This window comes from Pectobacterium versatile (assembly GCF_020166435.1).
GTDB lineage: Bacteria > Pseudomonadota > Gammaproteobacteria > Enterobacterales > Enterobacteriaceae > Pectobacterium > Pectobacterium versatile.
In genome coordinates, this window is sequence record NZ_JAINZP010000032.1 from 1 (window position 1) to 14,549 (window position 14,549).

Genomic DNA, 14,549 nt, shown 5'->3' on the forward strand with positions numbered 1-14,549 from the left:
TCGTGCCTGGCTATGTGGCAGAAAAAGTCGGACATGATGAAACGCCACGGGAACATGTTAAGGCCACCACGGGTGACCTGTGCCTGACTGCGCCAGAACAACCGTTGCCAGAAGCGCATCAGGAAGGAAAATCCGGAAACGTTCGCTTATTTACTAAACATTCCTACGTCATCGAGGTAAAAGGCTACCAGATCAACGTGCTGCGCATCGGCGTGTTCTTCGATGGTACGGGGAATAACACCTATAACGCCGAATCCGGCCTTAAAAAAGTGGAGCAATGGCTGGCAGAAACCTGCTCCGACCCTGCACAGCGGGAGAAAGAGCTACGCGGCTGCCAGATGGGACAGCTTCCGGTGAGTGACAGTGCGGCTAACGACAAAACCAATGTCTGGAAACTCTATGAGCAGTTTAAAACAGGCAATGAAACCTTAAGTACACGCGCTTATATCAGCGGCATCGGCACACGCAACCCGGTTGCAGGAAAAGAGGGGATGGAATACCGAACGGACAATATGTTGACAAAAGGGATAGATCTCGATTTTGGTAGTGAAAATACCTCGATTGTTGGCAAGGTGAATCAAGCCTGTGAGCTGGAGATTGTTGCCGCTGTTATGCGCGATTTAGAGAAAATATTACCGAATATTGAATGCATTCACCGGATCGTGTTCGATGTGTTTGGCTTCAGCCGCGGAGCAGCGGCGGCACGCCATTTTGTTAACGTCATCGACCAAAAGGCCGATCACCCGCTGGTGCAGGCAGTGGCGAATACCACCACTATCCGGCTTAAAGCGGGATTTGACTGGGCGAATCGGGATGATGTGCGCATCACGTTTGTCGGAATTTTTGACACAGTAGCCTCATCGTATCATCCCAGCCTCAACATCCGCTTGCAGGATGATTGCGCCGAGCGGGTAGTGCATTTAACGGCGTTGGATGAGGTGCGAAAGCACTTCCCGTTAACGCGTGTCACGCCCACCGCGATTGGCACCAGCATCCCTCCGCACTTTACCGAACTGGCACTGCCGGGCGCGCACTCCGATCTTGGCGGCGGGTATTACAGCCGCTGGAGCCTGCGTAACCCGAACAGCGACCCAGCGCTGACCGAGTGCCTTGAACTGGAGCGCTTTATGAGCGAGGAAGCGATGACTACGCCGGATACCGAAAGCCGCGCCTATCGTCAGGCGAAGGCCTATGGCGAGGAAAAAATCGCGCAAGGCTGGGTTGATCGGCTTCACCCACATTTAGCGCGTGCCTCCACGCCACCGACAGGGGCAATTAGCCTGATCCCCTATTCGTTTATCCGCCAGCGCGGTAAGGATGATGCCTGGCCTAAAAAGGCGGTCTATGTAGAGGTGGTGATGAGTCGGGTGGTTGAAGGTGAGTATTCCCGTATTCCATTACATATGATGGTGGAAGCGGCACGCGCTGTCGGCGTGCCGTTTAAGGCGTGGCGTTCAGAAGATAAAATGCTTCAACTTGAATCACTTTCAGCCAAACAGCCAGCGGTGAATCTGACCAAACTGGATGAGAACTGGGCGTTGGCGGCCACCGAGCCGGGCGTGATAAAAAATCTGAGCCAGCAGCTTCCCACAGCAGTGTATCGGGCGCTGCGCCGCGATTATGTACACCGCAGTGCCAGCAACCAGGGCATATCCAGTCCAGCGGGAACCCATAAACAGGAAACCACCGTAAGCAAGGAACGGCGACACATCATCGGCAATTTGGAGGCATGATGTTTAGATATTTTATTATGGCAGTGGGGTTGTGTATTTCTCTGATCGCTTGTTCAACCCCAGCAGTATCTGTTCGCTGGGATTACGGTACAGGCAGTAACATTGATGAAATCTGGACGACCAACGTTGAGTTTTATCGTGGTGGGACATTTATTGGTGGTTATCCTGGCGGAGGGGGAGGACCAAGCACCAGTGCAAAATGGATCAGAGAAAAACAATATTACTGGGCGGGAGGTGGTGGCTTACCGGTAGAAGGAATGGCCGTTCCCGATCGTGCCGTAATAGAGATGGTGTCCTTCTACGATCGCAAACGGTACCGTATCACGGTGAATTTACCCGCCGATTTAGCCCAGCAAATGCAACAGCGCTATCAGGTTAATAGGCATATAGATCAGCGTAGCTGGCTCTATTTTGGCCTTGCCCCCGGTGGCTATTATGAAGTGTTATTGAAAGGCGATAAGTTGCTTGTCAAGCCAGACCTATTACTTGCCCGCGGCATTGCCGAAGAGGTCACCGATGATTGGTATGATAAAAAGGTACCCGTAGCCAGACAATACGGCATTGATGATTTCGACAAAAAATACGGCGAACTGTTTAAACAGCACCCTATCCCATTAGGCATGGGCTGGGCACCAATCATGGATGCCTATCGTGCCAACCAGCCTAAAACGGACCAGCAGCCGATTAAATAACACGATGTCACTACGCAACAGACTGGACGAGGGTCTGTTGCGTTGCCTTCTGGCAATCAGGGGATCGCCAGCCCAGTGAATACCCACAAACAGGAAACCACCGTCAGCAAGGAACGGCGGCATATCATCGGCAATTTGGAGGCATGATGTTGAGATCTTTTATTATGGCGGTGGGGCTTTGTGTCTCGTTGGTGACTTGTTCAACCCCGTATTCGATGACTCGCGTTAATTGGAGCTATGGAACTGGCAGCAATATCGATATCACTAACAATACTCGCACAGAGTTTTATCGTGATGGGAAACTTGTTTACGCCGATCGTGAGGCTGGCGGTGGGGCTGGCGGGCTTTTGAGTGATCGGATCACCGGCAAACGTTACTACTGGGCGGGAGGGGGAGGATTACCTACCGAGGGCATCGTTGTTCCTGACAAAGCCGTAATAGAGATGGTGTCCTTCTACGATCGCAGACGGTACCGTATCACGGTGAATTTACCCGCAGATTTAGCCCAGAAAATGCAACAACGCTACCAGATTGGCGATCGCACTGACCAGCGTAACTGGCTTTATTTTGGTCTTGCCCCTGGCGGCTATTATGAGGTGCTATTGAAAGGCGATAAGTTGCTTGTCAAGCCAGACCTATTGCTTACCCGAGGCATTGCCGAAGAAGTTACCGATAATTGGTATGATAAAAAATTTCCAATCGGCGTGAGTCAATATACGGTGACGCTTCAGAACTTTGACAAAGAGTACGGCGAGCTGTTTAAACAGCATCCTATCCCATTAGGAATGGGCTGAGCACCAATCATGGATGCCTATCGTGCCAACCAGCCTAAAACGGACCAGCAGCCGATTAAATAACACGATGTCACTACGCAACAGACTGGACGAGGGTCTGTTGCGTTGCCTTTTGGCACTCAGGGCATATCCAGTCCCACGGGAACCCACAAACAGGAAACCACCGTCAGCAAGGAACGGCGGCATATCATCGGCAATCTGGAGGCATGATGTTAAGAGCGTTTATTATGGCGGCAGGGCTTTGTATTTCTCTGATCGCTTGTTCAACCCCAGCAGTGTCTGTTCGCTGGGATTACGGCACCGGCAGTAACATTGATGAAATCTGGACGACCAATGTTGAGTTTTATCGTGGTGGGACGTTTATCGGTGGCTATCCAGGCGGGGGGGTAGGACCTGGAGCCAATGTAAAACGGATTACACAAAAGCGCTATTACTGGGCGGGAGGTGGAGGCTTACCGGTAGATGGTATGCCTGTTCCCGATCGAGCAGTGGTAGAAATGGTGTCCTCCTACGATCGCAAGCGCTACCGCATCAAGGTTGATTTACCCGCCGATTTGGCCCAGCAGATGCGGCAGCGTTATCAGATTGGCGAGCGCATTGACCAACGTAACCGGCTTTATTTTGGCCTTGCCCCCGGCGGTTATTATGAAGTTATTTTGATGGGGCGTGGGCTTGGCGTTAGTCCAGACTTCTTGCTTGCCCGTGGCATTGCCGAAGAGGTTACCGATGATTGGTATGATAAAAAGGTACCCGTAGCCAGACAATACGGCATTGATGATTTCGACAAAAAATACGGCGAACTGTTTAAACAGCACCCTATCCCATTAGGCATGGGCTGGGCACCAATCATGGATGCCTATCGTGCCAACCAGCCTAAAACGGACCAGCAGCCGATTAAATAACGTGATTTATCTCTCGGTGTGTGCTCAACGGATTAAGAAGGGACTAAAAATGGGAAACGCAGTTAAATTAGGCGATAGCGATACCGGACACGGCAGCCATCCGCCGACGCCCGTCGCGGCGGGTTCATCAACGGTTAAGGTTGATGGTATGCCGTTGGCCCGACAAGGCGATCCGCTGGCTCCTCACGGCCATGACCGGAGCATTAGCAGCGGTTCATCTAGCGTACTCGTTGACGGTAAACCCGCGGCGCGAACGGGGGATGGTGTGAGTTGCGGTGGTGTGTTGATTGGTGGAGGAACCGTCACCATTGGATGAGGGGTTACTGACGCCTGACGTCTAGCTAATCGAGCCACAAAAAAGCCAGCACAGGTTTCCCTGGCTGGCTTTTCCCCGGTGCGGTATGGCGCAAGTATTACAGTTGACGCACCGCTATAAAACGATCGGCGATCAGGCGGGCGATCCAGAACGAGGTCTGGGCTACGTCGCTATGTAGCCCGTTCTTCGTGTGGATGTCGGCCTGATGCAGGAAATCCTGCTCCAGCGAATCCACAAAGGTATCGAACTCGAACTCACCCCGCCGCAGCGATCCTGACTGGCTGAGTACCGTGTTCAACTGTGTTCTCACTAAATGGATCGCCTGCGTGAACGATTCACGTTGCGTCGGCGTAATGTATCCGCCTTGTCTGGCGATATCCGCCCAGCGTGTCGGTGCGGGAGAGGTCATCGTGGTTGGCATCTTACTTCACCTGTAAGTTGGCGGAATCCGGCACTTTGTAGTGATTATTGACGTTCGTCAGGTTGATATTGCTGCCTTTGACGTTCAGCCCTTCACTGTCGCTTTTCACGAACGAGAATTTGCCGTTTTCTGCGTCAATGTTGCTCAGATTCAAGTTCCAGTTACCTTGTTGTCCGCCGTTGGTGCGAACAAACGTACCGAAATCTTTCGCTTTGAAATTATCGATGGTCAGGTTGGCATCCGCGTTCAATTGGAAAATCTTATCGGAAGCGCCCTGAGCGCTACTGTTGGTGATTTCAACGTTGGCAGGCTTACCAGTATTGGATTTCACCGTCAGCGCATCTTCACCCACGTTGGTCCAATGCACGTTATCAATTTTGGCATCGCCGCGAACGTGTACGCCATCTGCCGCATTGTCACCAAACACCACGTTTTTCAGCGTTGCGCCCGGAGCCAGCTCAAATACCGGCTTCTGGCCTTCAGCCTGGCCGCCGTCGCCTAACTTGCTGCCTGCGGTAAAGGTTTTACCACCGCCGTCAAAGACTTCGCCGGGGCCGACTTTGATGGTGTCATTTACCACGGTGGCATCACCGCTGGCCTTTGGGAATGCAACTGGGCCAGCACCTGCTGTTGACGTCGTGGGGGATGTCGCCGAACCGCCATCAACGCCAGTTGGGGCGGCTGTTAGTGGAGCGGACGCGCCGCCGCCGTTACCACCAACGGGTGAAGACGGCGCTGATGGTGCAGTAGGTGAACCACCGCCGCCAGCAGAGGGTGCAGATGGCGCGGCAGGCGAGCCACCGCCGGATGAAGCCTGCGGTGCACCCACAGACGGCGATCCGCCGCCTTGTGGTTGTCCTTTTTCTTGCGGCTGACCGAATTCACCTTTCTGTGAATCCATCAGATTGCCGATCAATTCCAGCAGCGCTTTTAACAGATCGTTACCGCTCAGTTGACCACCGCCGTCTGCCGTTGGGCTAATCGCATTATCTAATGCGCTGCCTGCAGAATCTTGCAGTAGAGAGCGGCTCAGATCTTCTGGATTTTGTGTACCGCCTGCGCCACCCGTGCCGGATGAGCCCGCCAGCGGTGAGGCAGCGCCGTTGCCGCCTGCTGCACCCGACGAGCCGGAAGAGAGTGGATTCCCCGCTTCCTGGCCATTTTTGCCCTGAATCAGCGTTTCCAGCAGTTTCATCAGTATATCGGCAGGGCTGCCGTTTTGCCCTAACGCCGAGCTGCCACCGTTGCCCGCACCGCCCTGGCCCAACGGGCCGCCATCGGTTGAGGAGGGCGTATTGCCCTGCGCATTAGGCAAGAGCGCGCTAAGCAATGTGCCCAGCGCTTCCATAAGTTGGCTATCCTGCTGCGCAGAACGCGGTGAAGCCCCGCTGTTGCTGCCCGAAAGCGGGGAATTAAGACCTGTCGATGACAGTCCTGCGCCGGGTTGTATGCTGAGCGTAATCGTCATATCAGCCATAACATTTCCTTGAAAGTGAAGTGAATAGTGATGAGTCATTAACAGGCTTACGTCTGTTGCGTATTAAGTGAGGGAAGGTGTGATGTGGTTCCCGATCGGGGAAGCGAAAGATGTCGGGAACTGAAAGGAGAACATGACCACTTAACCGACACGATCACTTCATCATCCTTGGAACCTGTTATGCAGAAAATCCAGCATGTTCAGCCCGGTCTATCCACGTCGGAAATTGCACCTGCCACGTTAGCGAAAACATCGTTATCGCAGGGCACTAGCACCAGCGCGAGCCAGAAAGGTGCGCAGTCCCTGATTCAGCAAGGTTTGCATGATAAAAACAAACCGCCCGAGCTGGAGCAGGGAAATGGCAGTTCAGTGAAGAGCCAGGACTCGCGCTCGACTACCTTGCGCGAACTATTTTCATCGGAAGGCGCGAGTCAGAGTGTACCGCGTGCGCCGCGTGATTCGCTGGCATCGGGTGGGCCGATCCAGAGCCTGCCGCGTTTTGCCTCTGCCGAAGCGGCGAACAGTAAAATAAGCGGCAGTTCTGCTCCGGCTGTGAAATCCGATATCACGCTGGACAGCCACGGTAAACTTCAGTTCGGCAAAGGCTTGCCGGAAGCCTTGACCACGCTGCTACAACAGACCATCGGGAAGAATAGCCAGCCGTTCGTGGCCTACCATGAAAATCAGGATGCGCAGCAGCACGCGCTAGCCGACAAATCAGGGCGGCTGTTCGTGATTCAAAGCGATGACAATCAGCATATTGCGCTTCACAGCAGCGGTCGCAGCGCGGTGCCAACGGGCAAGTTGAGTGCGAGTAACGTACAGCTGGAGTCCACACCGGAACGTATTGCTCTGAAAACAACCGCTGGCGAATCTACGAGTGTGCCGCTATCTGGACGCATGAACCACGAGCTGTTAACCGGTGTCCACCGACAGCCCGCTTCTGCGTCAGGCGCGGGTGAGCAACTGCGTCTTCATGACGGCAAGCTCTTTGCATTGAATACCGAGTTTGGCATCTGGCAGCAAAGCAGCGATGTCGCTCACAGCCAGTTATCCCGGCAGGGGGATGGTCAGCTGTATGCAGTCAAAGACGACCACACGTTGAGCAATTTGTCGTCGGGGATGGCGTCATCAACCTTCAGCGATAAGATTACGGCGTTTTCTGCCAATCAGAACGGGCAATCTGCCGTGCTGACCGAGCAGGATCACCTTACGCAGTTGCATCTGATGAGCACGCTGGATGCCACACCGCAGCCGGTGGCTCTTAAGCTGGAAAATGGCGATCCCGTGTTTGCGAAAGCGGTGAACTTAACCGCTGAACATCTGCTGATTGCCGATAATGACGGCAAACTTTACCACGCACCGCTGCCAAAAGCGGGTGAGTCGCACGCCACATTGACTCCGGCCAGCACGCCGGAACTGAATGCGGTGCTGGGCGATGACCATCGTATTACCGGATTTGCCCACGATGAACATGGCCAGACGCAGGCGCTTGCCACCGATCGTCAGGGACAAAAGCACGTCGCACCTCTGGGGCAAAATGGGCTGTCGCCAACGCCGGGGTGGAACCTGAGCGACAGTCTGGTGGTGGATAATAAGCTGGGGCTGACCACGGCAGCGCCCGAGGCGAAAGACACCTTAGATCTGGGACGACTGGGGCAGATCGGTCTACAGGACAGCAAAGTCCATTTTTACAACGGCAATACCAAAAGCTGGGAGGCATCCAGCGTTGAAGCCAGCCAGCTCAAGCGCGGGCTGGACAATCAGGCTTACACGCTAAAAGACGGTGAAATCAAGCCGCTGTCCATTAACCAGAAGTCAGACACGTTTACGCACGGCGACAACACCGTGTTTGCGCTGCCGCAGGTGCGTATGACACCGTCTGCGGGCACCGCGCTCCCTGGCATCGACAAGGACGATGGCGTCTCGGCGATGGCAGTGATCAACCGTAATAAATTTATTGCCGTCGATAAGCAGGGCGATCTGCATTTCCACCAAATTAAGCCGGGAACGGATAAGATCGCCGCGCCACCGCTGGCGCTGCCCAAAAATGGCTTGGCCGGTGAGATACAAGACATCGCGCTGGATCACCAGCAGACGCTCTTTGCCCTGAATAAAGACGGGCAGCTTTTCCAACTGCCGAAAGCCGACTGGCAAAATGCGGCGAATCACGACAGTGCACAATGGCAGCCGGTGAAGACGCCGGTAGAAGGCAAAGTGAGTTCGTTGGGCACGGACGCACAGCATCATTTGCAGATTGCGCATGACGACCATGAATTACACACCCAGCAAGGGAACGCGTGGAAAACGACCGTGCCAAAAGGGGAGGCGCCGTTACCCGCAGAGCCTCGTGACGCAGAAACGGTGTTTGGCCGACTGGATGTGGCGACAAAGGGAATGAAAATACCGTTAACCGGGGTAACGGTTAAAGCCGATGTTCAGGTTTTGGGTAAAACGGGTGAAGAGTCGCAGCAGGTGAAAAGTAAGCTGTCCGATCTGGTCAGGGCCCACATTGTCTCGTTCACGTTGGATATGCCGCGACCGATAAAAACCTTTGCCGACCATGTGCAGCACCAGCTCAACGGGCGTGAAGGCCTGAAACCGGTGTACGACATGCAGACTGAATTACTGAAAAAGCTGGACACGACGACCAGTCAACCGCAGGGAACGGTGACAGATCTGGCGACGAAGATCGACAAGTTAGAGCTGGGGGATAAAGGGAAACCGCTGGTGAACCTGTTAAAGCAGTTCCATACCGAACTGGAAAGCAGTTCGTCCAAGGCGGCGCTGCTCATCGGCAGACAGCAGGGCGTGGTGAATGATAACGGCGTGATGAACACGGAAGGCAAGCCTGCCAGCCTGCATGGCAGAGAAAAAGATCTGGCTCCGGTGCTGCTGGCGGCGATGGAAAGCCATCCGTCATCGAAAACGAGTACCGCTGCGACGCTGCTAAAAACCTTCGTAGACAGCAAAACGCCAATAGCCCAAAAGCCGAACAGCGAAGCGTTTGGGCAGCAGCGGGATACCAGCGATGCACTGTCACTGGCGAAAACGCGGTTGGTGCTGGATACCCTGGCACTGGGGGACTTGCATAAGCTGACGGATCGAATCGGTGCGCTATCCGGCACGTCGCCGGGTGAGGCGGCGCTGGCATCGATGATGAAGGAACTTAACGCGATGCGGCAGGGAGATTACGGCGAAAACCCGGTGAAGAAGATGACCGACATGGGGTTCACCAATCATAAGTTGCTGGAGGCGGATTACGATTCGGTTAAAACCTTTATGAAAGCGTTCAGGAAAGAAGACAACGCCGTCAGCGTAACCTCAAAAACCGTGATGCAGGCGGCCAGCCAGACGGACATGATCGATAAAATGAAGTCGACCGTGCTGTCGCTGGATAGCAACGAAAGCATTGCGTTTAACCGAACCTATGGCGGTGGGGCATCCATGTCGTTTGTAGTCAGCGGCACGCCATTACCTTTCCCTCCGGTGCCGGGTGGCGGCGTCAGCGGCGAACGAAATTACAATCTGAGCTTTTCCCGTGGTGAAAACGGCATCAATGTCGCTTTCGAGCGTTCGGGCGGCATTACCGGGAAAGTGAGCTATTCCGGCGGATATGACGTCAGCGAGTATCTGACAGGAAAAACCTCGGCGCAGATGACGCAAGACATTAACAGTAAACACAGTTTTGCACCGGATGTCCGTGCCTCCTTCGGCGTATCCGCCAGTCTGCAAGTCGCACAGCAAAATGCCCTGAACTTTACCCTTAGTGAAGAAGAGCTACCCGGATTTATTGACGGCCTGTCGAGCGGCACCATCAACCCGCTTGCCCTGTTGGATAAAGGGGAGCAGCACAGCGTGAAAGCGGGTAAAACGGTCAGCTTCAATCTGGATGGCAATGCGGCGCTGGAACTGCGCGGCGGCATCAACCTGACGGAAAAAGGCGCAGCACCAACCAGCGCCACGTTACGCGGGTCGGTTGGCGTGACGGCGAGCGCTAATATGCTGTCTGCCACCCGTTCCTCCAGCGTCGCGCAAGGCGAGAAATCCACCACCTATACGGAATCCGACAACCGTCTGCGCTTCATGAATCAGGCTGCTATGGGGGCAAACGCGACACTCAGCGCCGGAGCCGCCAGAACCACGCCGGACGGCACTGTCCCGTTCTTCACCTCGGCCAGCATTGGAGTGAATGTGGCGGCCGACTCGCGTACTAACCAATCGATTAGTTTGGGTATGAAGAAAGCCGAGCCGCTGGAGAAAAAGGATATCGACGCGCTGACTAAAACGTTGAACTCTGCCTTTAACGATCCGGCCAGCCAGCTCTTAATCGACGGTGTGAAAAAAGTGGCGGAACCGGGCGATCAACTGGCCATCCTGAATGAACATTTTGCGGGTAAAACGGCAAAAACCGACGATCAGCATCAGGGATTGATGAATTTGCAAAAACTGAACGTGCGGCAGGATGTCGCACAGCGCGACGGAGCCACGCTGGATAGCGTCAAACACACGACGTCCTACACCAACCTCAGCAAACTGACGGAAAACGGGCTGTTTCAGGTGATCGGCAACCATTTGTTCTCTTCACTGCCGCCGAGCAATGCCGATCGTATCAATCAACTGATCGCGGACAATCCGGCGCTGAAGGATATCGTGAGCCGCTTGCAGGATAACGACAGAGCCTCGGTGACGGTCTCGCTGGAACTGAAAGACGATGTGCGGGAAAAGATCGAGAAGGGCATTCAGAACAAGACGCACGGCAAGGATGACGTCATCGCGCTGTTCAAAGACGGCAATAATTTGCGACTTGCCAGCATTGAAGTCGCGAAGGCGGTGAAGAAGAGCGAAGGGTTCAATACCCCGGCGGTCATCATCAACGCGTCAAGCAGCGCGGGCGTCAGTATGAATAAACTGCTCGGCAACGTCAGCTTTAGCTACGGACAGGATCAAACCGTGCCACAAAGTTACAAACTGAGCGGCGAGATTGCAAAAGCCAATCCTGCTACCGCTAACGCGTTGCAGCAACTCCAGCAGGAAGGCCTACAGCTTAACGGTTAATCGTAAATAACATGCGGTGATTAAAGGAGAGCAGTATGACACCCACACAACAGCATATTACTCGGCTATTACGCCATTACGGTGCGCTCAGTCGTACTCAGTTGGGCTTGCAGGACGGCATCTGCGCACTACGCGAACCTGACGGTCAGGAGGCACTGGTGTTGGAAGTCCCTGCCAGCAGCGGCGTGCTGCTATTACACAGCGATGTGATGCGCTTTCAGGGGGAGGTTAGCACGGCGGTGTACCAGTTCATGCTGATGCTTAACTTTGAAATGGCGGCGATGAAAGGCTGCTGGCTGGCGCTGGATGAGAACGCGACGCTGCGTTTGTGCACTCAGCACACCGCAGAATCGCTGGACGAACCGAGTTTTACTGCGTTGCTGCCTGCCTTTATCAGTCAGGCCAAAGAGACCCGACTGTTGATTCGCGGTTTATTACCAAGGTTCATCACGGCGTAACGTGATTGAGCCACGGCACGCTATTGGTCGATGGCAATAAAAGCCAGCATCGTTTCGCTGCCGTCCAGAATATCGGATTGGATAGCCTGTCGGGCGGCGCTGGCATCACGCTGCTGTAGCGCCGCGAAGACCTCTTCGTGATGTTCGATCGCCATCTGCACAGAAAAATGCGCATAGGCCTGCGCAATTAGCGGGCCGGTGCGCATCCACAGGCTGCCGATAAACTGCGTCAACAGCGGCATACGCGCCGCCTGCGCCAGGAACAGGTGAAATTCGCTATTTAACCGCAGCGCTTCGCGTAGATTTTTCTCGTCAATCGCCAGACGATTCTGGCGAATATTTTCTTCAATCTGCTCCAGCATCTTCGGCGTAATGTGCGCAGCAGCCTGCTCGGCTCCCGTGCCTTCCAGCGCCAGCCGCAATGTGCGGATCTCGATAAACTGGGCCTCGGTCAATTGAGGAACGCGGATATCGCGCGGCGTCTTGAGCACCAGCGCCTGTTCTTTCGCCAGTTGCAGGATCGCGTCTCGTACTGGCGTGACGCTGGTACCAACCTGTGCGGCAAGCTCGCGTATTCTCAGGCGATCGTCCGGTTTGAGTTGGCCGGTAATTAACGCCTCACGCAGCATGGTATAAACGCTGGAGCCCAGATAGCTGTGATTGATCTGACCAATTGGATAATTCACTGTTCCCCCAGAGAGAAGCGCTGCGCAACGTAATGAGATAGAGATGTGGGTTGATACCGCAACGACCCGCGGCGATGAGGCGTTAATATACAATATGATGCATCAACGATGCTATGGGGTGAGATATCCCACGGGTGAAGAATCGACAAGAGAAGGTTATGAAATACGCAGCATTGTATGACGAAGTGTAACCAACCTAAAATTATTGGTTAAGGAAACATTTTATCGCGACTTAACGCAAACCCATTGTCATAAAATTATATATTACCTGACATATTGAGCTTGGTAATTAACGGTTCTACTATGCCGAAAAAATTATTATCATCAGGGATGAAGCCATGCGTGGTTTTTTCAGGCTGATCGTTATCATGCCTGCGCTATTTTCTTATACCGTATTTTCCGCGCCGCTTAATCCGGCAGACAGAAATGACATTCAGCAGCGGCAGGCCGAGGTAATTGATCAGTCTCGGCAACAGCGCGATGAGTTATTGCAGTTAAATCAACCTCAAACGACGATAAATCCAACTAGCGGAAGCGATGCTGGACACTGCTTTTTCATTAAGGATATTAATTATCACAATAGCTCCTTGCTGCGTGAAAAAGATAAAAATAAGTTAAATAAAGATTATATTAATCGTTGTCTTAATGTTAACGATATAAATCAGCTTATTCATGATGTCAGTAATTGGTATATCGAACGGGGGTATATCACCAGCCGAGCTTTTATTGCTGAACAAGATCTTTCTGGCGGTATATTGCAGATCGATATTCTGGAAGGTCGCCTCGAATCTATTAATATTAATAATCAATCGACGTGGGCATTAAAACAGGTTTTTCCGGGGTTGGAAGGTGACATTCTCAATCTTCGGGATATTGAGCAGGGCATGGAACAGCTCAACCGCATGCCAACGCAGCAGGTAAGCATCGAAATTCAGCCCGGCAGCCAGCCCGGCTATTCCATCGTGAACCTTACCAGTAAAAAGCAAATTCCGCTGACGGCAAATATCGGTTTTGATAATAGCGGTCAGAAAAGTACTGGAGAACGGCAGCTCAGTGGCGGCCTGTGGGCGGATAACGTGCTGGGGCTGGCCGACCAGTGGTTTGTCAACGGCGGGCACAGCAGCGAGTTTCGCGATAGTCGCAATGTCGAGAGCTTACAGGCGGGCGTGTCGCTGCCCTATGGTTACTGGACGCTCAGCTACGACTACTCCCAAAGCCGTTATCGCAACGATTTCATCAACCGGGATTTTGTCTGGCATTCAACCGGCGACAGCCAGACGCACCGCGCCACGCTGTCACGCGTGGTGTTTCGCAACGGCGATATGAAAACCAGCCTCTCGGCGGGCCTGTCGCACCGTATCGGGCAGAATTACCTCAACGATGTCCTGCTGCAATCCAGCAGCCGTAAACTCAGCAGCGCGATTATCGGCATCAATCATAGTCAAAAGCTGTGGGGCGGGCTGGCGACGCTCAACCCGGCTTACAGCAGAGGAACGCGCTGGTTCGGCGCTGAAAGCGATGAAGGGAAATCTGATGATGCGCTGCGCGCCGAATTTAACAAGGTGACGCTGGCGGCCAGTTATTACTACCCGATTGCTGACAACCTTCATTATCTCACCAACGTTTACGGCCAGTATTCACCGCAGCGCCTGTATGGCAGCGAGCAGGTAACGCTGGGCGGGGAAACCTCCGTGCGCGGTTTTAAAGAGCAGTATCTCTCAGGCAATCGCGGCGGCTACTGGCGCAATGAAGTCAACTGGCGAGCGGCGCAGTTGCCGCTATTGGGCAGCGTCACCCTGACGGCAGCGGTGGACGGCGGGCACCTCTTCTCGCATCAGGCGGACAGTGAATCGGCGGGCACGCTATGGGGCGCGGCGGTAGGCGCGGGTGTCGCGAATCAATATCTATCACAACAAATCACGGTTGGCTGGCCGTTGGCACATCCCGACTGGCTAAAACCGGATAGCGCCGTGGTGTATTACCGCGTGGGGCTTTCTTTTTAGTTTTTAACT

At 53.8% G+C, this 14,549-nt stretch carries 11 protein-coding genes; 8 read left to right on the top strand and 3 right to left on the bottom strand.

Annotated elements, in window-relative coordinates; translation table 11 throughout:
• From K7X24_RS20705 to K7X24_RS20725, 5 genes are all read left to right on the top strand, one after another.
• Nucleotides 1-1,733, top strand: a 1,733-nt coding sequence (locus K7X24_RS20705; protein WP_224558142.1) for a T6SS phospholipase effector Tle1-like catalytic domain-containing protein, incomplete at its 5' end; no start/stop codon positions are given.
• Nucleotides 1,733-2,425 (top strand): DUF2931 family protein, encoded by a 693-nt coding sequence (locus K7X24_RS20710; protein ID WP_116362640.1) that lies wholly within the window; start codon nt 1,733-1,735, stop codon nt 2,423-2,425. The genes K7X24_RS20705 and K7X24_RS20710, both read left to right, overlap by 1 nt.
• A 146-nt stretch (nt 2,426-2,571) precedes the next feature.
• Nucleotides 2,572-3,219, top strand: coding sequence for a DUF2931 family protein (locus K7X24_RS20715; RefSeq protein ID WP_224558143.1), 648 nt, complete (start codon nt 2,572-2,574; stop codon nt 3,217-3,219).
• A gap of 209 nt (nt 3,220-3,428) precedes the next feature.
• Nucleotides 3,429-4,121 (top strand): DUF2931 family protein, encoded by a 693-nt coding sequence (locus tag K7X24_RS20720; protein WP_224558144.1) that lies wholly within the window; start codon nt 3,429-3,431, stop codon nt 4,119-4,121.
• Between the two features lie 49 nt (nt 4,122-4,170).
• Nucleotides 4,171-4,437: a type VI secretion system PAAR protein gene (locus K7X24_RS20725; RefSeq protein ID WP_224558145.1), complete on the top strand. Its 267-nt coding sequence runs from the start codon at nt 4,171-4,173 to the stop codon at nt 4,435-4,437.
• A 97-nt stretch (nt 4,438-4,534) separates the two neighbouring features.
• Here the strand turns inward: K7X24_RS20725 and K7X24_RS20730 are convergent, their stop codons facing one another.
• Entirely contained in the window at nt 4,535-4,858 is a 324-nt protein-coding gene (locus K7X24_RS20730; protein ID WP_109225714.1) for a DNA-binding protein, read from the bottom strand.
• Between the two features lies 1 nt (nt 4,859).
• The gene (locus K7X24_RS20735) at nt 4,860-6,335 is read right to left on the bottom strand and encodes a pectate lyase (protein ID WP_224558146.1); all 1,476 of its coding nucleotides are present in this window, start codon (nt 6,333-6,335) and stop codon (nt 4,860-4,862) included.
• A gap of 180 nt (nt 6,336-6,515) precedes the next feature.
• On the opposite strand from K7X24_RS20735, the gene K7X24_RS20740 reads away from it, so the two are divergent.
• A complete protein-coding gene (locus K7X24_RS20740; protein WP_224558147.1) occupies nt 6,516-11,393 on the top strand; it encodes an AvrE-family type 3 secretion system effector in 4,878 nt (1,625 codons plus the stop codon).
• A 35-nt stretch (nt 11,394-11,428) separates the two neighbouring features.
• Nucleotides 11,429-11,851, top strand: a complete 423-nt coding sequence (locus K7X24_RS20745) for a type III secretion system chaperone (RefSeq protein WP_224558148.1) — start codon at nt 11,429-11,431, stop codon at nt 11,849-11,851.
• A gap of 20 nt (nt 11,852-11,871) precedes the next feature.
• Here K7X24_RS20745 and K7X24_RS20750 read toward each other — a convergent pair whose 3' ends face one another.
• Nucleotides 11,872-12,537, bottom strand: a complete 666-nt coding sequence (locus K7X24_RS20750) for a GntR family transcriptional regulator (protein WP_039286325.1) — start codon at nt 12,535-12,537, stop codon at nt 11,872-11,874.
• Between the two features lie 338 nt (nt 12,538-12,875).
• Here K7X24_RS20750 and K7X24_RS20755 point away from each other — a divergent pair, with 338 nt between their 5' ends.
• On the top strand, nt 12,876-14,540 hold the full coding sequence (locus tag K7X24_RS20755; protein ID WP_224558149.1) for a ShlB/FhaC/HecB family hemolysin secretion/activation protein: 1,665 nt from the start codon (nt 12,876-12,878) through the stop codon (nt 14,538-14,540).
• Nucleotides 14,541-14,549 lie beyond the last annotated feature (9 nt).